Origin of the sequence: Amycolatopsis sp. cmx-11-32 (assembly GCF_047608695.1) — a bacterium.
Lineage (GTDB): Bacteria > Actinomycetota > Actinomycetes > Mycobacteriales > Pseudonocardiaceae > Amycolatopsis.
Genome location: NZ_JADNQN010000012.1, coordinates 163,766 through 184,898, shown reverse-complemented (window position 1 = coordinate 184,898; position 21,133 = coordinate 163,766). Strand labels below are relative to the sequence as shown.

Below are 21,133 nucleotides of genomic sequence, written 5' to 3'. Positions count from 1 at the left end.
TTCAGTAACGGTGAAAATTGCCTACTGAAGTCGGGCTGGTCCCCGGATAGGTTTCTCCGGCGAGGCCGAACCATCGCGCCGTCAAGGGCACGGCGCGGCGCCGGGGCTCACCGTCGGGGGTGTGTGTTCGAGCGGCAGGCAGGTTCCGAGTCAAGGCCTCGAGTGAGGGCACGTACTCATGAACAGATCCCGCGTACCCCGGTGGGCCATCCGCTCATCGGCCGCGGTCTTCGCCGCGTTGCTCGCGACGTCCGTGACCGGGGCGACCGCAGCCGCACAGGATGTCCCCCTCGCGGACGGCATCACGCCGGCGAAGATCGACCGTAACGGATTCCAGGGGAAGGTCGAGCCGAAACTCAAGGCCGCCCAGGGCAAGATCACCGCCTTCGTCGAGCTGGCCAAGCAGCCCGCCGTCGACGCCTTCAACGCCGAGCAGAACAAGGGCGGGGGCCGGGACCAGGCGAAGCGGGCCGCGAAGGCCGCCAAGGCCGACGCCGCCGCGACGGTGAACTCCGTCGTCGGTCAGCTCAAGGCCGCCGACGCCGGCACCCAGCTGGTCACCCAGACCGCCAACGCGGTCGCCGGCGCGGTCGTCACGGCCGACGCGGCGAAGATCCGCGAGCTGGCGAAGCGGCCGGACGTCGTCTCGGTCAAGAAGGTGGTCCCGAAGACCCGCACGAACTCCAGCGCGGTCCAGCTGACCAACACGCTCGCGTCGTGGCAGCAGACCGGCCGCTACGGCGACGGCATCCGCGTCGGCGTGATCGACGACGGCATCGACTACACCCACGCCACCTTCGGCGGCCCGGGCACGGCCGAGGCGTACAAGGCGATCAACCGCGACCAGGCCACCCCCGCCTTCCCGACCGACAAGGTCGTCGGCGGTATCGACCTGGTCGGCGACGCCTACGACTCGGGTAGCGACGACCCGGCACTCAACACCCCGAAGCCGGACCCCAACCCGATCTCGTGCGGCCACCACGGCACGCACGTCGCGGGCACGGTCGCCGGATTCGGTGTGGACGAAGCGGGCAAGACCTTCACGGGCGACTACAAGAAGCTGAACAAGAAGAAGATCGAAGCGATGCAGATCGGGCCGGGCACCGCGCCCAAGGCCCTGCTGTACGCGATCAAGGTCTTCGGCTGCGACGGCTCGACCAACGTCACCTCGCAGGCGCTCGACTGGTCGCTCGACCCGGACGGCGACGGCGACTTCACCGACCACCTCGACGTGGTCAACCTGTCGCTGGGCGGCGACTTCGCCACCCCGGACGACCCGGACTCGCTGTTCGTGCGCAAGATCGCCGCGAACAACGTCGTGCCGGTGTTCTCCGCGGGCAACGGCGGCGACCTCAACGACGTCGGCGGCGCGCCGGGCAACACGCCCGAGGCGCTGACCGTCGCCAGCAGCCGTGACGCGTCCGTCCTTCGCGACGCCGTCGAAGCCGTCGCTCCCGACGGTGTCAAGGGCGCGAAAACCGGGCAGTTCAGCCAGAACTACGCGGCCTACGACACGCTCGACGTCACGGCGCCGGTGGTCAAACTGTCCGCCGCCAACGCGGCGGGCTGCAACCCGTACTCCGCCGCGGACAAGGCGGCCGCCGCGGGCAAGATCGTGTTCCTCGAATGGGACGACAACGACGCGACCCGCGCCTGCGGTTCCGGCGCCCGTTCGAACAACGCGCAGGCCGCCGGCGCCAAGGGCGCGCTGTTCTCGTCCACACTGGAGCACTTCTCGGCCGGGATCGCGGGCAACGCGGCACTGCCGACGTTCCAGCTGACCGGCGGCGCGACCGCCTCGGTCCGCCCGGCGCTGGCCGCCGGCACGCTGCAGGTCCGCATGACCGGCAAGGGCCGCGTGTCCGTGCCGACCACCGACCAGTCCATTGTGGACACCCCGAGCTCGTTCACCTCGCGTGGCGGCCGCGGGCCGGCGCTCAAGCCGGACGTCGCGGCGCCCGGTGACTCGATCTCGTCCGCGCTGAGCGGAAGCGGGGCCGGTCGCCTGGTCATCTCCGGGACGTCGATGGCGGCTCCGCACACCTCGGGTATCACCGCCCTGATCCGTCAGGCGCACCCCGACTGGTCGGTCGAAGAGGTCAAGGCCTCGGTCATCAACACCGCCGGGCACGACATCCACGACGCGTCGGGCCGCACGTACGGGCCGCAGCGCGTCGGCAGTGGCCGGATCGACGCGAAGGCCGCGCTGGACAACCAGGTCCTGGCCTACGTCGTCGACAACCCCGGCTTCGTCTCGGTCAACTTCGGCGTCGTCGAAGCGGGCGGCCCGGTCACCCTGACCAAGACGGTCAAGGTGGTCAACAAGGGCATCAAGCCGGTCGAGTACTCGGTGGGCTACGAAGCCGTGAACTCGCTCCCCGGTGTCGAATACACAGTGGACAAGCCGACCGTGAAGCTGAACCCGCGCGGTGTCGCGCTGGTGAAGGTGACCCTGAAGATCGCCGACCCCAAGGCGCTGCGCAAGGTCATGGACCCGACCATGGCGGCCTCGCAGGTCGGCCTCGCCCGGCAGTTCGTGGCGGACGCCTCCGGCCGGATCGCGTTCACTCCGAAGAGCGGAACCACCGTTCCGCTGCGACTCTCGGTGTACTCCGCGCCGAAGCCCGTCTCGGCCATCAACACCCCGGGCACGGTCAACTTCGGCGACGGCCAGACCCAGGCCGTGCTGAACCTGACCGGCAAGGGCGTGGACCAGGGCACCGGCCCGCAGCGGTACCGCTCGCTGATCAGCGTGCTCGAGCTGCAGGCGGAATCCCCGCAGCTGCCCGAGTGCGACGGCGGTGTCACCACCGACTGCACGCTGAACCAGACCGCCAAGGGTGCCGACCTGCGCTACGTCGGAGCGGCGTCCACGGCTCCGCTGGCCAAGGCGCAGGGAGAGCCGGAGAACGCGCTGCTGGCCTTCGGTCTCACCACCTGGAGCGACCTGGCCAACCTGGGCAGCAACACCTCGCCGTTCGTGGACATCGACACCACGGGCGACGGGCAGCCGGACTTCGAGACCTATGTCACGAAGGTGACCGCCACCGATGTGCTGGTGGCCGTCACGGTGGCACTGAAGCCGGGCTTCCCGCAGGTGGACATCCAGCCGGTCAACGGCCAGCTCGGCGACGTCGACACGAACGTGTACGACACCAACGTCGTCGTGCTGCCGGTGAGCATCGCCGCGCTGGGCATCGACCCGAACGCCGCTTCGCACAAGATCAGCTACACGGTCGGGACCTCCGGGTTCTACGCGGCGCCGGGTGCGGACTCGTCGACGATCGACCACGTCGGCACGCCGCTTTCATTCGACGCCTTGGCTCCCGCGTACACGGTCCAGGGTGGCGGCGACTCCGCGCTGGGCTACGTCGCGAAGCCGGGCACGGCGCTGGTGGTCAACCGCAACACGGCCGCACAGGACACCGTCCTCGGCCTGCTGGCGATCGATCACCACAACGCCTCGGGCAACCGGGCGAACGTGGTGAAGATCCAGGTGAACGCCGGTAACGGCAACGCCGGCGTCGACCGGCCGGGCAACGGCGGACGGCACACCGGGCGCCAGCCGATCGGTGTGGGCTGACGCGGTAGTGCGGTAACCCGCGTTCAATGAGGTGAGGGACGCCCTGGCGGCATGCTTTCCGCCAGGGCGTCCCTTCTTGTATTCACTCTTTCGGCTGTCTCGCTCTGTGGGAGATTCCGGCATAAGGGTGGTGCGGCTACGGCTACCGGGCTACGGCCGGTAACCTTCCGCTGCTGGCGTTTTCTTGCGGATGGGCCATCCGGACTGTCGGTGGCCTGGTCTACGGAGGTGTGTGGATGCGGCTCGCGGTGATCCCAGGAGACGGGATCGGGCCCGAAGTGGTCGCCGAGGCGCTCAAAGTGCTCGGTGAGGTCGCGCCGACGGCGGAGATCACGAACTACGACCTCGGCGCCGCCCGGTGGCACTCCACCGGTGAGCTGCTTCCGGAGTCCGTGCTCGGCGAACTCCGTCAGCACGACGCGATTTTGCTGGGCGCGGTGGGCGACCCGACGGTGCCGAGCGGCATTTTGGAGCGTGGTTTGCTGCTGCGGCTCCGGTTCGAGCTCGACCACCACGTGAACTTGAGGCCCGCCCGGTTGTACCCGGGGGTGCGTGGCCCGCTCGCCGACTCGGGCGAGATCGACATGGTCGTCGTGCGTGAGGGCACCGAGGGCCCGTACGCCGGCAACGGTGGCCTGCTGCGCAAGGACACCGAACACGAGATCGCGACGGAGGTCAGCGTCAACACGGCGTTCGGCGTCCGGCGCGTGGTGACCGACGCGTTCAACCGTGCCGAGGCGCGGCCTCGCAAGCACCTGACGCTCCTGCACAAGACGAACGTGCTGGAGTACGCGGGTTCGCTGTGGTCACGGATCGTCGAAGAGGTCTCTCTGGAGCACCCGGAGGTGACGGTCGCCTACTCCCATGTGGACGCCGCGACCATCCACCTGGTGACCGATCCCTCGCGGTTCGACGTCGTGGTGACGGACAACCTGTTCGGCGACATCATCACCGACCTCGCGGCGGCGGTGACCGGTGGCATCGGGCTGGCGGCGAGCGGGAACCTCGACATCACCCGGCGGAACCCGAGCATGTTCGAGCCGGTGCACGGCAGCGCGCCGGACATCGCGGGCCAGGGTCTCGCCGACCCGACCGCCGCGGTGCTGTCGGTCTCGCTGCTGCTGGACCACTTGGGACAGAAGGAAGCGGCGCGGCGGATCGAGGCCTCGGTGGCCTTCGACCTGGCGACCCGCGACCAGGCGTCGCCCGGTGCGACGCACGCGATCGGTGACCGGCTGGCGGCGCTCGTCTCATCGAACGTGCGCCCGGTCACGCACTAGTCACCGTGTGATGAACGGGACCTTCCTTGCAAATTTCGCAAGAAGAGTCCCGTTCATCGCGTCCGAGGGCGAACGCTGTGGTGCCTGGTCGCCCCGCGCCCGCGTGCGTTTAGGAGGCTTTCACCACCCGCTGATGTGATCCCTGGGTGACACTGGGACGCCCGTGACGTCAGTGGCTCGGCTACGAAGTCCGTGAAGGCCTCCTTGAGGGACCCAGAGTCCCTTAAGGAGGCCTTTACGGACCTGCGATCCGACACGGCACCTTCGCCCGATACACGAATCGCCACTCACGCTTCTTGCCTCTGCCGGTCGGCTGAAGGGGACTTTCCCCGCATGTCATGCGGGGAAAGTCCCCTTCACCGCGTGAGACGCGGGCAAAGTCCCCTTCAGCCGCCGTCTCAGCGAATGGGAACTGTCGCCCGGCTTGTGGACGCCCGACGGAGCGTGTGCGATGATGCGTCCGTGACCTCCTGCACCATCATTATCGCCGAGCGCGCCGGATAACAGCTCCACAAGAGCCCCCGGCGCGCAACCTCTCGCACCCATGCGGGAGGTTTTTTTGTTGCCCGAATCAGCTTTGTCACCACGAGGAGTCCCCCGTGACCCGCACGGAGCCCGCCGATACGCCGCTCGGCGACGCCTTCCATCTGTACGACACGACGTTGCGCGATGGCGCGCAGCGCGAGGGGATCTCCTACTCCGTCACGGACAAACTGGCGGTGGCGAGGCTGCTCGACGACCTCGGGGTCGGGTTCATCGAAGGCGGATGGCCGGGCGCGCTGCCCAAGGACACGGAATTCTTCGCCCGCGCGGCTTCGGGCGAACTGAAGCTGCGCCACGCGGCACTCGTCGCGTTCGGCGCGACGCGGAAGGCGGGCACCACCGCGGATCAGGACAAGCAGGTGCGGGCCCTGCTCGATTCGCAGGCGCCGGTGATCACGCTGGTGGCCAAATCGGACCTCCGCCACATCGAACGCGCGCTGCGGGTCGACGTCGACGAAGCCTGCGCGATGGTGCGGGACACCGTCGCGTTCCTCGTCGGCGAAGGTCGCCGCGTCTTCCTTGACGCGGAACACTTCTTCGACGGTTACGCGTTCTCCCCGGACACCGCGCTGAAGGTGCTCGACGCGGGGATGAACGCGGGCGCCGACGTCGCCGTGCTGTGCGACACCAACGGCGGCCAGTTGCCGCTCGGCCTCGCGGAAACCGTCCGCGAGGTCAAGGAAAGGACCGGATTCCGGCTCGGAATCCATTGTCAGGACGACACTTCCTGCGCGGTGGCGAACTCCGTCGCCGCCGTGCAGGCAGGCGTGACGCACGTCCAGTGCACCGCCAATGGTTACGGCGAACGGGCGGGTAACGCCGATCTGTTCGCCGTCACGGGAAATCTGGTGACCAAGCTCGGAATGGAGGTGCTCCCGACCGGAGGCGCCGCCGAGCTCACCCGGGTCTCCCATGCTCTCGCCGAAATCGCCAACCTCGCCCCCTACACCCACCAGGCTTACGTAGGGGCGTCGGCTTTCGCTCACAAGGCGGGACTGCACGCGAGCGCGATCAAGGTGGATCCGTTGCTGTACAACCACATCGATCCAGCTTCTGTCGGCAATGGCATGCGGGTACTGGTCACCGAGATGGCCGGCAGGGCCAGCCTGGAGCTCAAGGGACGTGAGCTCGGGGTCGACCTTGCCGGCCAGCCCGAGGCACTGGCTAGCGCCATACGCAAGGTGAAGCGACTCGAAGCCGAAGGCTGGTCCTTCGAGGCTGCGGACGCTTCACTGGAACTCTTGCTTCGGCGGGAGGTCGACGGCCCGCAGAGCGACGTCCTCGACGAACCGCCGTTCGAACTCGAGTCGTACCGGGTCGTACTGGACCACCGCTCCGACGGCGAGGTCGTCTCCGAGGCGACGGTGAAGGTGCACGTCGCCGGGCAGCGGGTGATCGCCACCGCCGAGGGCAACGGCCCCGTGCACGCGCTCGACGCCGCCCTGCGCGAGGCGCTCAGCCCGCATCTGTCCTGGTTGGACAGTGTCGAGCTGGCCGACTACAAGGTGCGGATCCTGCCCGGCCATCCGGGCACCGACGCCGTCACACGGGTGCTCGTCGAGACCAGCGACGGCGAGCGGGAATGGACCACCGTCGGCGTGCACGGCAACATCGTCGAAGCGAGCTGGCTCGCGCTGTGCGACGCGCTGGTGCACAAGTCCCTCTCCGCGGCCCCGGCCTGAGGAGTCGTACAGTGGGGGAGTGCGTCTAGCCCGTATTGCTCATCCCGGTGGTGTCGCGTTCGCTTCGGTCGAAGGGGACGGCGACGACGCCCAGGTACTCGAAATCGCCGAGCACCCCTTCGGCAACCCCAACTTCACCGGCAAGCGCTGGCCGCTCGCCGATGTCCGGCTGCTCGCGCCGATCCTGCCGTCGAAGGTGATCGCGGTCGGCCGGAACTACGCCAAGCACGCGGCCGAGTTCGGCAACGAGGTCCCGCAGGACCCGATGCTGTTCATCAAGCCGTCGACCACGGTGATCGGCCCGAACACGCCCATTCGCGTTCCCGACGGCATCGGCCGCGTCGACTTCGAGGGCGAACTGGCCATCGTCATCGGCCAGCCGGTGAAGAACGTGCCCGCCGCCCGCGCGGCGAGCGTGATCCTCGGCTACACGGTGGCGAACGACGTCAGCGCGCGTGACCTGCAGAAGGCCGACGGTCAGTGGGGCCGCGCGAAGGGATTCGACACCTTCTGCCCGCTCGGTCCGTGGATCGAGACTTCGATCGACGCGGCCGACCTCGCGCTCAAGTCCGAGGTGGACGGTGTCCTGAAGCAGAACGGCCGGACGTCGGACCTGGTGCACAAGATCCCCGAGCTGGTCGAGTTCGTGTCCGGCGTGATGACCCTGCTGCCCGGCGACATCATCCTGACGGGTACTCCCGAGGGCGTCGGCCCGATCGAGGACGGTCAGTCCGTTTCGATCACCATCGAGGGCATCGGCACCCTGACGAACCCGGTGCAGAGCGTCTGAAGCGTGCTATGAACGGTCCGTTACTTGCAAAATTCGCAAGTAACGGACCGTTCATAGCATCCGGAGGCTAACCGTCCACTGGCTCCATCGCCCGCCGCGCGAAGGTCGGGGCGTGCTCGGGCCGGAGGCCGAGGCCCAGTAGCCGCGCGGGGACGTAGGACAGCACGGGGAAACGGCTGAACAGCTTCACCATCGGCGCGGGCGGACCATTACGCCTGCCCTCCATCACCGGCCGCAGGACGTTCTTGTGCAGCATGCGCTGCAGCCCCTGCACCAGCATCGTCGGCGCGAGACGGCGCTTGCGGACCTTCGCCAGATCCGCCACCGACGGCCGCCCCCGGCGCAACGGGCCGGCGAGCAGGGTGGCGGCCGCGACCGCGTCCTGCACCGCGAGGTTGATACCGACTCCGCCGACCGGTGACATCGCGTGTGCCGCGTCACCGATGCACAGCAGCCCGTCGAGATGCCATTTCCGCAACAGGTTCAGCTTGACGTCCAGGAATTTGATGTCGTCGGTCGTCTTCAGCTCGTCCACGCGGTCGGCCAGTTCGGGCAGGACCGCGGCCACGTTGGCCCGGAACGCTTCGATGCCCTTGTCACGCAGGTCGTCGCCTTTGGGGCTGAGGTAGGCGATCTGGAAGTAGCCCTTGCGTGGCAGCGGCACGGCGAACCGGCGGTCTCGCATCTTCGGGGCCAGCCTGCCCTCGAGTTCCCCGTCACGCCGCGAGATCCGGAACCACCACGCGTCGAACGGGGTGTCGTACTCCTTCGGAACCAGCCCGGCCTCCCGCCTGGCCTGCGACCAGCGGCCGTCGGCCGCGATCACCAGGTCGGCACGCAGTTCGCCGGTCTTCCCTTCGGTGTCGCGGTAACGCACACCGGTCACCCGGCCCCGCTCGAGGATCAGCCCGGTCATCTCGGTGCTCTGTCGCAGCGTGAACGTGGGCTCCTTCGCGCCGGCGTCGGCGAGCAGGTCCAGGAAGTCCCACTGCGGGACCATGGCGATGAAGGGATGCGCCACCTTCAGCCGGGTCAAATCGGCCAGTCGCATCATCGTGCCGTCCTCGGTCGGGAAGCCGGCGTAGGCGATCTCGCTGTGCGGCAAGCTGAGGAACTTTTCGCCGAGCCCCAGTTCGTCGAGAAGGGTCAGCGTCGACGGGTGCACCGTGTCGCCGCGGAAGTCCCGCAGGAAGTCCTTGTGCTTCTCCAGCACCGTGACCTCGACCCCGGCCCTGGCCAGCAGCAATCCGGCGACCATGCCCGCGGGGCCACCGCCGACGACCACGCAGTTCGTGCGTTCGTTCATCCGTCCCACCCCTTCGAATCCTTATTCATCACTCGTTGAATAAGCTCAGCATGCACCTGCTCGACCGACGCGTCAAGCGCCATCCGGGCAGATACGCTGTTCGGGCCATGGTCGAGGTCTCACCGGTCCGCGTGTGTTCGGCGGACGCCCGACCGACTGTCCAAACAGGACTCAAGAAGCCCGGATGGTCCTGGAAGGACAACGGCCGCGAAGCGCCCTTGTGGACGGTCGACGCCGCAAGCCGCGTAAGGATTTCGTTGTCGTCACAGGGTGTACGCGCCGCGAATCGGACGGGCCGCCGGGTATCGACAATTCACTCGGGCGCCCGCTTAGTCGTTGCCCGGTAACTAAAACACGACATCTCACCAACTGGGAGTAGAGTGCCCGCGCCGGAACAGAGCAGCCTTAATCACCTCATCGGCAGAGTCGCGATCGCGCTGAGTGCCCTAGCCTCACTTGGTGAATTTCGCTCTCGTGCCCCGGACCCCGTCACGAACCACGCCGGACGTTCGGGACGGCGTCCCTTGGGAGCCCCCGGAATTACGGTTGGTGTGCCTCGACATCGACGACACGCTGATCGACTGCACGGCGGCGATCCGGCTCAGCCTGCGCGCGCTCACCGGCCAGAACGACCTTTGGCCACTGTGGGATCTGATCACCGAAGAGCATGTCGCGCTGGTGGTGGCGGGTGAAATCGATTACGCGACCATGCATCACCGTCGTACTGAATGCTTCCTCGACGAGATCGGCATTCTGGCCGACGAAGACCAGGTCGCCGGCTTCGAAAGGCGTCGCCGTGAAATCCTCACCCGTTCGTGGCAATTGTTCGAAGATGTCCTCCCGTGCCTGGAATGGCTGCGAGCCGCCGGTGTCCTCGTCGCGGCCGTCACGAACGCCTCGGGCACGCATCAACGCAAGAAGATCGCCGACCTCGGGCTCGCCCGGTTCTTCGACCACGTGGCCATCGCCGGTGAACTCGGAGTAGCCAAACCGGACCCGGCGATGTTCCACTCGGTCTGCCTCGGCCTCGGCTGCGACCCGGCCCAGGCTGTCCACGTCGGCGACAAGCTCGACACCGACGCCATCGGCGCGCGCGACGCCGGCTTGGGCGCAGTCTGGCTCGACAGGGACGGCATCGCCGAGCGCGCCCCGGCGGGCGTGCACACCATCTCCGGCCTCGAAGAGCTGCCTGAGCTGCTCGTTTCCGAGTTCGCGAAACTCGGCGTCCCGGCTCAGCGTGCTAGTGAGACCCCCGCTTTCACGGTGGGGAACAGCGTGCTCTAGTATTCTTTCTCGTGCGGTACTGAGCCGGTCGAGACCGGAACGGTACCTCACTGGGGTATGGTGTAATTGGCAGCACGACTGGTTCTGGTCCAGTTAGTCTAGGTTCGAGTCCTGGTACCCCAGCTGGAGAACTCTCCGGAGTGAAACACAGAGTGACCCCCCTGAGAAGGTGGGGAATCCGGTCTGGTAAGTTTCTCCACAGCAACACCGCAGGTGAACAACTGAAAACCCTCCTCTCGCAGGAGGAAGATCCTAGCCCCCGTCGTCTAGCGGCCTAGGACGCCGGCCTCTCACGCCGGTAGCGTGGGTTCGAATCCCATCGGGGGTACAGACAGCTTCCACCCAAGAAGTCCCGACCGTTTCGGTCGGGACTTCTTGCATTTGGATGAAGTCATCGTGTCGCCGATCCTTTCCGCGGTTTCCGGCAGTCGACCGGCAGTTCGATGGTAATGGTCACCCACGCCACGCACCTTGACGGTGAGCTGGGTGACCTCGAAGAGACGGCGGAGTAGCGCCCAAGGCCAGATCTGCCAACGTGGCCTTCGCCGACTGCTTCTTGTCTTCCGCGTCGAGGTGGGCGATCGCGGCCAGTGCTGTGATCTTGTCGTCCTCGAGCTTGTTGTAGTTCTGGCGAAGGGGTCGTCAGGAACGTCGTTTCGCGTCTGCCGCAGAACCGAGCCCTGCCGCGTGCCACCTCGGTCAGGTCGGCTTCGAGTAATTCGTCCTCCCGGAGCCGGATGGCTGACGGAAGCCCGGCGTCGCCGCGGTTGTTCCCTCCCGGCCAGCGCAGGTAGTAGAAGAGCCTGTTGTGTTTCGTGTCACCAGCCATGCGCCTTCTGTAGCTGTGAAAGACCGTGCCGCGGAAGGGGTAGGTGCGTTCGGTGCTGGGGGTTCTCGCACCACGATCGCGACGGGATCTTCACCGGCTCGGTGGTGATGACTCCGATCGAGCGTGATCTCCTGACGCGCGCTACACCTTGTGGCAGGGGACGCAGCGATTTTGGCTTGCGATAGGAAAAACGTCGCTTTTCTCTTAATCGTCTACTTCGGACTGCTGGCCTGTGGTGTAGCGCTGGTCGGCGCCACGTCCGTGTCGCTGCTCGGCTCGATCGTGACTTTCCAGCGTACCAATAAGATTTACCTTGTCCGCTTCGGAATGGGAATCACCGTCGCCGTGGTGACTGGCGGCCCACGCCTGGAACTGGCCAAGGATTTGGCGATCACCGGCGTGATGGCGATTTCCCTGAGCTGGTTACGCCCGATCTTCGCGCAAATCCGCCGGACGTTTCGGGCGACCCTGACATGTGAGATCGAGGAGCGTTACCGATGGCTGTGCACTGGCCCACTGTGGGTATCGGCCCGGTCCACCTCACTGTCCGGGACACCTCGCCAGGACCACGGGACAAACCCGCAGCTGGGCGGTACTCGAGATCGTCAGCCCAGTCCTGCACGGACGTCACGCCGGAATGAGGACAAGGCGGGCCACCGTGGCATCGGCGCGCCGGCGCTGTCGGTGCGTGCGCAGCCGCGGGTGACGTCGCGCCACAGCTGTGCCGATGCGCTCCATCCATGCTTCATGGGCAATGCGATCCGGGGTGGTGCTCCGGCATTCGACGGTCATGCGTATCACCGCGTGACCTGCATATCGGAGTAGGGCGTCGACTCGAACCGGGTGACGGTGGGTCGCGGCCGGGGACCCGATCAGGACTCGGGTGCTGCCGGGGGAGGAGCCTCGGCGTGAGAGTGAAGACCGAGAGTTGCTTCGGTGCCGGCCCAGTGTGGGCGCTGCACACTGGCCGGGGGTGAATCAACGGGCTTTCGGGCGTTCTGGACGCTTTCGGCGGGAAACCACACTTTACGGTGGTGGCCGGGTTCTTCGTATTTTTCCCTGGCGTCGCCGCTGGCATAGTCACGACCGAGTATTTCACCATTCCCCATTTCGATCCGAGTGAAGGATGGTTCCTTGATGCAGACGGATGCCCTCGAACGTGTCACGCTCATCTTCAATCTGTTCGACCGCAACGGAAACGGGCATCTCGAAGCCGATGATTTCGAGATCATGGCGATCGATGTCGTCGAGGCGGCACCCGAATCCAGTGCAGCGGCCAAGGACGCGATGCGGGCGGCGTTCCAGCAGTATTGGCGGACCCTGGCCGAGGAACTGGACGTCGACCGTGACGGCGAGGTCAGCTTCGACGAGTACACCGCAGTCGTGCTGTCACCGGAACGGTTCGATTCGACCATCAGTGTTTTCGCCGAGTCGCTCGCGGCGCTGGGAGACCCCGACGGGGACGGATTCATCGAGCGGCACGTCTTCCACGCGCTTATGACGGCGATCGGTTTCGAACGGGCCAACATCGACGCGCTCTTCGATGCTTTCGGCCCGTCCGCCGATGACCAGATCACCGTCTCGACCTGGGTGACCGGGATCAAGGACTACTACAGCCCGACGAAGACGGGCATCGCCGGCGATCACCTGGTCAGCGGCGCGCCCACAGCCTGAACCCGGCCTCCGAGCAGCGAAAGGAGCACGGTGGACCCCACCATCGGACTGGCCGTCGGCCGCGGTACCGGACCGGAACTCGCGAACGTCTTCGAACGTGTCCTGACCACCCTCGGGCAGGCGTTTTCGACAACCATCCGCATTGTGCGCTCGCCCAGGCTGTATCACTCGTACTTCTCCCTCAAAGCCGCAGGAAGTGGCTTCGCGGATATCGGCGGATTGACCCGGCAGGACGCCGACCACTACGAGCGGTTCTGCCGCACTCAGGCACTCGTGGGCACCACCGCCGTCTTCCGGACGGCGATCAACGCCCAGTCGTTGTACCTGGTCCGCGAGCGCCTGCAGGCAGTGAAGGTCGACCTCATCGAGGGTCCGGACTCGTCGCTGCTGATGGTGCGCGACGAAGCCCAGGGTTTCTATACCGGTGAGAACAGCCACGGTCCCGGTGTCGTTCACCGCACCATGAGGTTCAGCAAGGAGATCACCGGGAAAGTGGTCGCCGCCGCACTGGAACAGGCCCGGCGGCAGTGGCCCGATGAGCAGGTTGAACAGGTGGTGATGGCCTACAAGTTCCATCTGCTCGACGGCGCTCTCGGTGACTGGGTTGCGGAGATCGCGGCACGGCACGGCGTGGAGATCGCCCTGGCCCAGCCGGACACGGTCAACCGCAACCTCATCGAGCACGGGTTGCCGCGACACACGGTGATCATCGGTGCCAACGAATGGGCCGACATCATGCATGTGGTCCTGCTGGACCGGCTGGGCTCCGAACGGCAGGAGAACCGCTACACCGAGAACATCCACCTGCATCCCGACGTCGCCGGGCTGGTCGAGTACCAGACCGTCCACGGTTCCGCCGACGATCTGGCGGGCCTTGGCATCGTCAATCCCGTGGCGACCATCCGGGCCGCGGCGGCGATCGCGGAACGGCACGCCGGCTGCGCGGGCGCGATCAAGAGCACGGAGAACGCTCTCGAGTCCGCCGGGCGCCGGGAGATCACGACGCCGGACCTCGGCGGGTCTCACTCGACTACGGAGGTGACGGACGCCGTGGTGGACCTGCTGACGCAACCCGGACGGCCCGCCGACGCCGTCTCGGCAGTGGAGGGATGACCGGGACGGCGCTGGTCGTCATGGATCTGCAGAACGACTTCTGCACCGGACCGGTGGTGGCGGCCGGGTATGCGGGCGATCTGTCCACAGTGGACGCGGCGACGGCCGGTGCGGTGCGGGCGGTGGACGTGGCGAGGGCTCGCGGCACCGAGGTCGTCTTCGTCCGGTTCCACGGCGACGCCGAACATCAGGGACCGAGCTGGCGGCACCGGGATTTGTCGCTCGGCAAACGACCCAAATGCCGGGAAGGTACCTGGGGTGCGGAATTCCACCGGGTCTCGCCGGGCCCCGGCGAACGTGTCTTCACCAAGAAGGCGCGCTTTGACGCCTTCCTCACCAACGGTTTCGAGGACCATTTCGTCCGCAACGGTGTCGGACATCTGGTGTTCGCGGGTCTCTACACCGACGTCTGCGTGGACTCCACCGCGCGGACGGCGTTCCAGCAGGGGTTCCACGTGACCGTCCTGACCGACTGCACGACGAGTCTTCATCTGCCCGACGACACGATCCTGCGCTTCATGAGCACTGTCTACGGCGCTCGTCTGGCCACCCTCGACGACCCGGAAGCGTGGTCATCGCCCGAAAGGCAGGAGCATTGGCCGATGCGAAACACGACGACGGCGCGATAGAACTGGGTGTCGGCCGGACCGCGCTCATGGTCGCGGCCGCCCGTGCGATCGAAACCCACCGCCCGGACTCGCTCGCCAAGGACGGCTACGCGGAGCATTTCGTGCGTGCCGCCCGGACCTGCGACCCGTGGCCGCTGCGCATGGAGCAGGTGCCTGCCGGGGACGCCGATCCTCTGTGGGGCAGGCTCGGGCGTTACTTCGGCCTGCGAACCCGGGTCCTGGACGACTTCGTTCTCCGGTCGGCGCGGGCCGGAGGACGTCAGGTCGTGCTCCTCGGCGCGGGTCTGGATTCGCGGGCCTTCCGGCTCGACTGGCCCGCGGGCTGTGTGCTGTTCGAGATCGACCGGGAACCCGTGCTGGGGTTCAAACAGGACGTCCTCGACGACCTGAGCGCCACCACGAAAATACGACGCGTACCGATCGCGGGCGACCTGTGCGGCGACTGGGCGGCCACCCTGATCGCCGCCGGATTCGACCCGGCCCTGCCGAGTGTCTGGCTGGCCGAAGGCCTGCTGCTCTACCTGTCCAGTGCCGCCGAGCGGAGCCTCATCTCCACCGTGGACAGCCTGAGCACCGAAGGCAGTTCGCTGGCGTTCGAGGTCAAACTCGGCGTGGAGCGCCCCGAAGTACGTGCGAACGCCGTCTACACCTCGGCGAAACAGCGGATCGGGGTTGACCTGCTCACCCTGTTCGACCGGGAACCACGCCCCGACTCCATCGGAGACCTCGAGAGCCGAGGGTGGATCACCGAGGTCAAGACACCCTTCGACTTCACCCGCGAGTTCGGGTGCGGCCCCCGGCCCGAGCCGGACGACGCCCTGGCGAGCAACAGGTGGGTCTTCGCGAGCAAACCTTGACCCGCCTTTGCCGACTGTCACCTGCAAGCTTTCGAGACCGGTGGATCGGGTCGGTCGCGCTCGCGTTGACTGAGCGGACGATGCTGGGGGACGGCTTGAGACCGCTTCGAAGGCCATCGCCTCCTCAGTGTCAAGGAAGATCAACCAGACCTGACCAGGCGTTTCCGCTGTTTTCGCAGGTCCGAAGCCCCATGTTTCTCCCTCGTTGGGGCGGCTTCGAATGCTGGTTACGAGAGTAATTCCAGGCATTGCCCGGACTGCACACCGCACCTTCCGCGACGTTCGCGGAAGGGACGGATGTAGCACCCATTCGGTTGAGCGGCAGAAGTTCGGGTGTGAACTGGGGATTGTCCGGGAAGTTCATCGGCATGACGGAGATGACGACAGTACGAGCCGGGATGACCGAGACGGTCGGACGGCCCGGAGAGATCGCCGCCGCCCGGCGGATGCTGCTCGCGTTCGGAGTCGGTGGGGCGCTCGGATGCCTGGTATGGATGGCGGTTTGGCTGTCGTCACAATTGTGAGCTGACGTCAGTATCGGCGAGTATGGTGGCGACAGTCTTGCCGTCAAATGTCGCCGGAACGGTCCACTCAAGGCGGATGCGTATCGCTCGGCCAGGGAGTCGAGCATTTGACGGTGGTTTGGACCGCTCGACGACGACCTCGTCATTTTCCGTTGTCCCCGCATAACCAACTCGACCGGTTGGACTTTTACAAGACCGTAAAGAACTTTTCATTCGCGTACCTTGAGGAGATCCTCTATTCCGTGGCCCGCGAGGTGGCGCCGGTTCGCGCGCGAAGGTTATTCAGACTGTATTTGCCGGGCCTTGGTGTTGCGTTCGACCGTCGACCAGGAGTCTTTCTGGCGGCAGAGACCACAAGAAGCTCTCGGCCCGAAGAAGAGGGGCGCGGCTTGCTGGTCGTCGGCGAGCCAGTATCGAAACCACGCGGTCATCGCCCCGACGAGGCGTTTTGCTCCGCCGTTGGAGAAGAAGTGGTCGGAGTTCCGTAGCTCTGCGAAGACGGCGGGAATCTGGGCGGCTTGGTAGTACCTGGCTCGGACGTAGACGGACGGGACGATGGTGTCCGTCTGTCCGGCGACCAGCAGACTCGGTCCCCTCAGCGTGCGGACGTCGCCTTGCGGGCCGGGCTGGATCGGCGCGGTGACGGTCACCATCGGGTCGGCGCCCGCCACGATCGCGCCGCCACCCCCTTGTGAATGTCCGGTCGCGCCCACCTCGTTTTCGTCGATGGCCTGGTAGAACCTGCTTTCGGGTCGTTTACTCTCCTCGATGAGGAATCGTGCCCCCGCCAGCATTTCCGAACCCGATCCGGCGTTTTTGGTGTTCGCCGCGGCGACCACGAATCCCCAGGAGGCCAGGTGCTGGAGCAGGAAGTCGTAGGCGTCGGGTGTCGCGCCGGTGCCATTGCCCCAGAGAATGACCGGATGGCGGGAGCCGGCGGTGAGATCGCTCGGATAGTAGAAGGTGTGATCGGGCCCGCCACGCAACTTGATCGTGGTGTGCGGGCCCGGCGCCCAGTAGGAATCGGTGACGGGGGTGGGTGCCGCCTGCGCCGGAGCGGCCGGGGCAGCCAGAACGAATGCCAGAGCCACGCTGAGCACCGACATGATGTGTTTTCGCATGTGGGGGTTCCTGGAGTCGTCGGACACGGGTGTGGCGCTGAAGCCACGTCGGCGACACTGTGCCGGTCAAGTGCCGCGACGCGCATCGTCGAAACTACGTAGACCCAGGTGCCGTCCCCGAGGAGGGCGCCGAATTCACGAGCATGCTTCGATGTCTGATCACAGGTGTTCGGCCGACGGCACTTATGGGCGGTGAGACAGATGACGGACAACGAGGTCCCATGGCGAGCGCTGACGAGCTACATCGCCCGCTTGGCGGACGAGAACGAGGTACGGCGGCTGCTTGGCTCGGAGCGCCTGGTCACCTTGACCGGTCCCGGCGGGGTGGGCAAGACACGGTTGGCCGCCAAGGTGACCAGTTCACTCACCCGGGATTTCCCCGGCGGGGTGGTGGTCGTCGGGCTGGGAGAGTTGCGGGACGAACGTCTCGTCGCGCGCACGGTCGCCGACAGCTTGACTCTGCACGACACGGCGGGGCGCACGGATCTGGACACCGTGGTGGCGTATCTGAGCCCTCGGCGGTCGTTGCTGTTACTGGACAACTGCGAGCATCTTCTCGCCGGTTGCGCGGAGCTGATCAACGCGCTTCTCCACGACTGCCGGAACCTCGTGATCCTGGCCACCAGCCGCTGTTCGCTGGGGCTTGCCGGGGAGCACGTGCTGACGATCGCGCCGTTGGCCGTGCCGCCCGAGGAGACCACGACACCTCAGGGTGCGCTCGCCTTTCCCTCGGTGCGGCTGTTCGCGGAGCGCGCTGCCGGCGTCTTGCCCTCGTTCCGGGTCACGGACGGCAACGTCGTGCCTGTCGTGCGGCTCTGCCGTCAACTGGACGGCTTGCCGCTGGCGATCGAACTCGCCGCGGCCCGTATCCGTGCTTTGTCGCCGTCACAGATCGCGGACCGGGTCGAGAAGAGTTCCGGTGTGCTGGCCACAGGTCTCCGGATGCCCGTCGAGCGGCATCGGACGGTGCGCACCACCATCGAGTGGAGCCTTTCCCTGTGCACGGCGACCGAGCGAGCTGTCTGGGCGCGGTGTTCGGTGTTCGCGGGACAGTTCGATATGGCCGCGGTCGAGGACGTCTGCGGCCAGCCAGAGGACGGGGGACTGGACCCCGCGACCGTGCTGGACACCGTGGACGGCTTGGTCGACAAGTCTGTGCTGGTCCGCGTCGACGGCACGGACAGGGTGCGCTATCGAATGCTCCGGCTCCTTCGTGAATTCGGCGGCGGGCTGCTCATCGATTCCGGTGATGCGCCCGCCGTGACGAAGAAACACCGTGATCACTACGCTCGGCTGATCCGGCAGGCGGCAGGCACCTGGTTCGGGCCGGGGCAGGACGAGGCGTTCGAGTGCTTGACTGCCGCGCACGCCGATATCCGTGAAGCGCTGTCGTGGTCGCTGCGCACTCCCGGCGAAGGCTCGGTGGCGTTGGCGATGTCCACGGAGACGATCGAATACTGGGTGGCCCGCGGTGCCGCCTGGGAGCTGAGCGACTGGATCGATCGCGCACTGGCCGCGGTCGAACCGGACGCCCCGGGCCGGGCGAGGGGCCTCGCGATAGCGGCCCTTTGCGCCGCGTTGCACGCGGACCTGCTCCGTGCTCGGCAGCGCTTGATCGCCGCCGAGGCGATCGAGGACGATGACGCCCGGCCGTACATCGCCCATGCGCGGGCATTCGTGATCATGTTGTCGACCGAGCCGAACTCGATGACTCACGCGGCGGAGGCCGTGCGGCTCTTCGGCGAGCGTGGCGATGTGCGGCGTCAGATGCATCCGATGTTCATCCAGGGCGTCGCGATGGCTTACCGGGGGGACCTGCCGGGAGCACGGATACTGCTGGATTCGATGCGCCGGGTGTGCGAGGCGGCGGGGGAATATCGGTATCGCTCCATGGCGCTGTTCGGGCTGGGCGTCGCCGAGGTCTGCTTCGGCGGCGATCTCGACCACGGCGAACGATGTGTCCGCGCCGCGCTCGAGATCGACTTGCGCGGGTCCGACGTGCTCTCCGCGGCGTACCGAGTGGACGGTCTGGCTTGGGTGGCCGCACGGCGCGAGGAGTGGACCCGCGCGGCGGAACTGTTCGGAACCGCCGCCACGCTCTGGGATCGTTGTGGCGCCGAGCCCGATGTGGCAGTCTCCGTGGCCCATTCGGGATTTCAGCGGGCCACCCGGAAAGCGCTGGGCACCGTTGAGTTCGACGCCGCGTTCGCCGAGGGGCGGCAGCGGGACCCGCACGACGCGCTGACCGGCCAGCGAGCGCGCGATGAAGACCTGACCACCGGCGCGCCGGCCGTACTTTCGCCACTGACGCCGCGCGAGTCGGAGATCGCGCGGTTGGTCGCGGCGGGACTGAGTAACCGGGAGATCGCGTCGCGGCTGGTCATCGCACGGCGCACCGTGGAGACACATCTGCAGCACATCTCGCACAAGCTCGACTTCGTCAACCGGACCCAGCTCGCCGTCTGGGTCGAACAGAAGGGGACCACCGTCTTCAAGGCCGAGCCGCTGTGACCCTGAGGAGGTTCAGGGGCACAGCGGCTTGACGCAGGCGAGGCCAGACCCTCAGCCGATCGGGCACTTCCCCTGGTACGAGGCGACTTTCGGGTCATTCGCCGGCAGTGGGCACAGGAACTGGTCGTACCTGGTGTCGTTGTCCACGAAACGTTTCATCCACGAGATGCTGTACTTGGCGATGGTCACGTTCGGCGTCGTCGGCACCATGTGCCCGGCTCCCGCCAGCAGCATGTACGCCTTGTTCAGCGATGCCGGAAGGCTTTGGTAGAACGGGCGTGAATGCGCGCCGTCCGGCGCGATGAAGTCGTTCTGGGCACTGACGACGAATGTCGGGACCTTCAGATCGGAGAACGTCGTCTTCGGGTTCCAGCCGGTCAACGGGATGGCTGCCTTCAGCGTGGGTGCCTTCTGGGAGGCGATCAGGGAACCGCCGCCACCCATCGAATGGCCCATGACGGCGAGCCGGTCCCGGTCGACGCGGTTCTTGGCCTGGCTCGTGTTCGTCACGTAACGCAACGCCGCGAGCAGCTGGTCGGACCGGGCCTCCGGGGTGTCCAAGGTGCTCTTGGTCGAGAACGTGATGACGACGAAGCCCTGGGAAGCCAGCCGCGGTCCGTACCAGGCGACCGCACCCTCCGACTCGAGAAAACCGGGAGCGACCGCGATCACGCCGAAGGTGCCCTGGCCGGTATCGGTCGGGTAGTGAATGGTCCCGGCGCCGAAACTCTGCCCGGCAGGGACCTTTTCGGTCGCGGTCAGGAACGACCCACGGGCCGCCTCGACACTTTCCTTCGTCGGAGCCGGGCCGCGAGCATAAGGGTTCTCACTGTCAGCCACCGACGCGGCGTGGGCGACGGGCGTACCCGACATTCCCGGTACCGCCACAAGAAGTGCGGTCACCACACCGAGCACCCCGGCGACCCACGATGGTCCACGCATCATTGCGCATGTCCTCTCGGAAGAACCGTTCCGGGACAGGAACGGTCTCCCAGATATAGCGGGAAGGCGACCGGACGCACGTCGTGGAAATTACCGAGTTCGCGGCCGGGCACCCAAAATCGCCCCGTGAATGCGGATCGGTCAGCGGGTCATGTTTCTGGCGTCGATGACGAGGCCGATGACGCCGACGACTCCTCGCCGGAGCGGCCGCCGGATGATGCGGGAACTGGTTCCCGATGTGCCCCTGGTCAGCCCGTTCAGCAACGGCGGGCCCGGTGGTAGGTTCAGAAAAATAGCTGCTGACTGCCGAGTCAGTGAGTTATCTGAATGTGACTGCCGTGCCGAAAACGGTCGCGCGGTGTGGGCATCTGATGCTTCGCCGGGGGCATGACCATGGGTGGTGATCAGCCACGTCCGAGAACTGCCTTGGCTTTATCGACCACCGGATCGATCAGGCGTCGCGGG

15 protein-coding genes and 2 tRNA genes are annotated in these 21,133 nt (G+C 66.6%); 14 read left to right on the top strand and 3 right to left on the bottom strand.

The features are described from left to right. Window positions 1–178 precede the first annotated feature (178 nt). The 4 genes from ACM6LR_RS30420 (at window position 179) to ACM6LR_RS30405 (ending at window position 7,878) form a co-directional block, all read left to right on the top strand. On the top strand, window positions 179–3,583 hold the full coding sequence (locus ACM6LR_RS30420) for a S8 family serine peptidase (RefSeq protein ID WP_414941396.1): 3,405 nt from the start codon (window positions 179–181) through the stop codon (window positions 3,581–3,583). A 236-nt stretch (window positions 3,584–3,819) separates the two neighbouring features. Further along, window positions 3,820–4,863 carry a 3-isopropylmalate dehydrogenase gene (locus tag ACM6LR_RS30415; RefSeq protein WP_414941395.1) on the top strand — a complete coding sequence of 348 codons (1,044 nt, stop codon included), beginning with the start codon at window positions 3,820–3,822 and terminating at the stop codon, window positions 4,861–4,863. 599 nt (window positions 4,864–5,462) lie between these two features. After that, window positions 5,463–7,088: a citramalate synthase gene (gene cimA, locus ACM6LR_RS30410; protein ID WP_414945035.1), complete on the top strand. Its 1,626-nt coding sequence runs from the start codon at window positions 5,463–5,465 to the stop codon at window positions 7,086–7,088. A gap of 19 nt (window positions 7,089–7,107) precedes the next feature. Then, window positions 7,108–7,878 carry a fumarylacetoacetate hydrolase family protein gene (locus ACM6LR_RS30405; RefSeq protein ID WP_414941393.1) on the top strand — a complete coding sequence of 257 codons (771 nt, stop codon included), beginning with the start codon at window positions 7,108–7,110 and terminating at the stop codon, window positions 7,876–7,878. Between the two features lie 67 nt (window positions 7,879–7,945). Here the strand turns inward: ACM6LR_RS30405 and ACM6LR_RS30400 are convergent, their stop codons facing one another. Next, window positions 7,946–9,184: an FAD-dependent oxidoreductase gene (locus ACM6LR_RS30400; RefSeq protein ID WP_414945034.1), complete on the bottom strand. Its 1,239-nt coding sequence runs from the start codon at window positions 9,182–9,184 to the stop codon at window positions 7,946–7,948. 549 nt (window positions 9,185–9,733) lie between these two features. On the opposite strand from ACM6LR_RS30400, the gene ACM6LR_RS30395 reads away from it, so the two are divergent. The 9 genes from ACM6LR_RS30395 to ACM6LR_RS30355 all read left to right on the top strand — a co-directional run bounded on the left by ACM6LR_RS30395 (window position 9,734) and on the right by ACM6LR_RS30355 (window position 16,094). Beyond that, a complete protein-coding gene (locus tag ACM6LR_RS30395) occupies window positions 9,734–10,468 on the top strand; it encodes an HAD family hydrolase (protein ID WP_414941514.1) in 735 nt (244 codons plus the stop codon). 51 nt (window positions 10,469–10,519) lie between these two features. Next, a tRNA-Gln gene (locus ACM6LR_RS30390) sits at window positions 10,520–10,591 on the top strand. 132 nt (window positions 10,592–10,723) lie between these two features. Next, window positions 10,724–10,796 (top strand) — tRNA-Glu (locus tag ACM6LR_RS30385). A 651-nt stretch (window positions 10,797–11,447) separates the two neighbouring features. Beyond that, the gene (locus ACM6LR_RS30380) at window positions 11,448–12,122 is read left to right on the top strand and encodes a hypothetical protein (protein WP_414945033.1); all 675 of its coding nucleotides are present in this window, start codon (window positions 11,448–11,450) and stop codon (window positions 12,120–12,122) included. 312 nt (window positions 12,123–12,434) lie between these two features. Further along, on the top strand, window positions 12,435–12,971 hold the full coding sequence (locus tag ACM6LR_RS30375) for an EF-hand domain-containing protein (RefSeq protein ID WP_414945032.1): 537 nt from the start codon (window positions 12,435–12,437) through the stop codon (window positions 12,969–12,971). 30 nt (window positions 12,972–13,001) lie between these two features. Continuing rightward, entirely contained in the window at window positions 13,002–14,084 is a 1,083-nt protein-coding gene (locus tag ACM6LR_RS30370; protein WP_414941389.1) for an isocitrate/isopropylmalate family dehydrogenase, read from the top strand. Then, window positions 14,081–14,713 carry a cysteine hydrolase family protein gene (locus tag ACM6LR_RS30365; protein ID WP_414941388.1) on the top strand — a complete coding sequence of 211 codons (633 nt, stop codon included), beginning with the start codon at window positions 14,081–14,083 and terminating at the stop codon, window positions 14,711–14,713. Before ACM6LR_RS30370 ends, ACM6LR_RS30365 begins: the two co-directional genes overlap by 4 nt. Continuing rightward, window positions 14,680–15,570 carry an SAM-dependent methyltransferase gene (locus ACM6LR_RS30360; protein ID WP_414945031.1) on the top strand — a complete coding sequence of 297 codons (891 nt, stop codon included), beginning with the start codon at window positions 14,680–14,682 and terminating at the stop codon, window positions 15,568–15,570. Before ACM6LR_RS30365 ends, ACM6LR_RS30360 begins: the two co-directional genes overlap by 34 nt. Before the next feature lie 335 nt (window positions 15,571–15,905). After that, complete coding sequence (locus ACM6LR_RS30355; protein WP_414941386.1) at window positions 15,906–16,094, top strand: hypothetical protein; 189 nt, start codon at window positions 15,906–15,908, stop codon at window positions 16,092–16,094. A 278-nt stretch (window positions 16,095–16,372) separates the two neighbouring features. Here the strand turns inward: ACM6LR_RS30355 and ACM6LR_RS30350 are convergent, their stop codons facing one another. Continuing rightward, window positions 16,373–17,215 carry an acetylxylan esterase gene (locus ACM6LR_RS30350; RefSeq protein WP_414945030.1) on the bottom strand — a complete coding sequence of 281 codons (843 nt, stop codon included), beginning with the start codon at window positions 17,213–17,215 and terminating at the stop codon, window positions 16,373–16,375. 201 nt (window positions 17,216–17,416) lie between these two features. Between ACM6LR_RS30350 and ACM6LR_RS30345 the strand changes: the two genes are divergently transcribed. Next, window positions 17,417–19,726, top strand: coding sequence for an ATP-binding protein (locus ACM6LR_RS30345; RefSeq protein ID WP_414941384.1), 2,310 nt, complete (start codon window positions 17,417–17,419; stop codon window positions 19,724–19,726). A gap of 51 nt (window positions 19,727–19,777) precedes the next feature. On the opposite strand, the gene ACM6LR_RS30340 is transcribed toward ACM6LR_RS30345, so the two are convergent. Further along, window positions 19,778–20,671, bottom strand: a complete 894-nt coding sequence (locus ACM6LR_RS30340; protein ID WP_414941383.1) for a dienelactone hydrolase family protein — start codon at window positions 20,669–20,671, stop codon at window positions 19,778–19,780. Between the last annotated feature and the right edge of the window lie 462 nt (window positions 20,672–21,133).

Coding starts and splice junctions, on each gene's coding strand:
- ACM6LR_RS30375 (WP_414945032.1), top strand. CDS start 12,435: ATGCAGACGGATGCCCTCGAACGTGTCACGCTCATCTTCAATCTGTTC.
- ACM6LR_RS30415 (WP_414941395.1), top strand. CDS start 3,820: ATGCGGCTCGCGGTGATCCCAGGAGACGGGATCGGGCCCGAAGTGGTC.
- ACM6LR_RS30340 (WP_414941383.1), bottom strand. CDS start 20,671: ATGATGCGTGGACCATCGTGGGTCGCCGGGGTGCTCGGTGTGGTGACC.
- ACM6LR_RS30365 (WP_414941388.1), top strand. CDS start 14,081: ATGACCGGGACGGCGCTGGTCGTCATGGATCTGCAGAACGACTTCTGC.
- ACM6LR_RS30345 (WP_414941384.1), top strand. CDS start 17,417: ATGACGGACAACGAGGTCCCATGGCGAGCGCTGACGAGCTACATCGCC.
- ACM6LR_RS30420 (WP_414941396.1), top strand. CDS start 179: ATGAACAGATCCCGCGTACCCCGGTGGGCCATCCGCTCATCGGCCGCG.
- ACM6LR_RS30400 (WP_414945034.1), bottom strand. CDS start 9,184: ATGAACGAACGCACGAACTGCGTGGTCGTCGGCGGTGGCCCCGCGGGC.
- ACM6LR_RS30350 (WP_414945030.1), bottom strand. CDS start 17,215: ATGCGAAAACACATCATGTCGGTGCTCAGCGTGGCTCTGGCATTCGTT.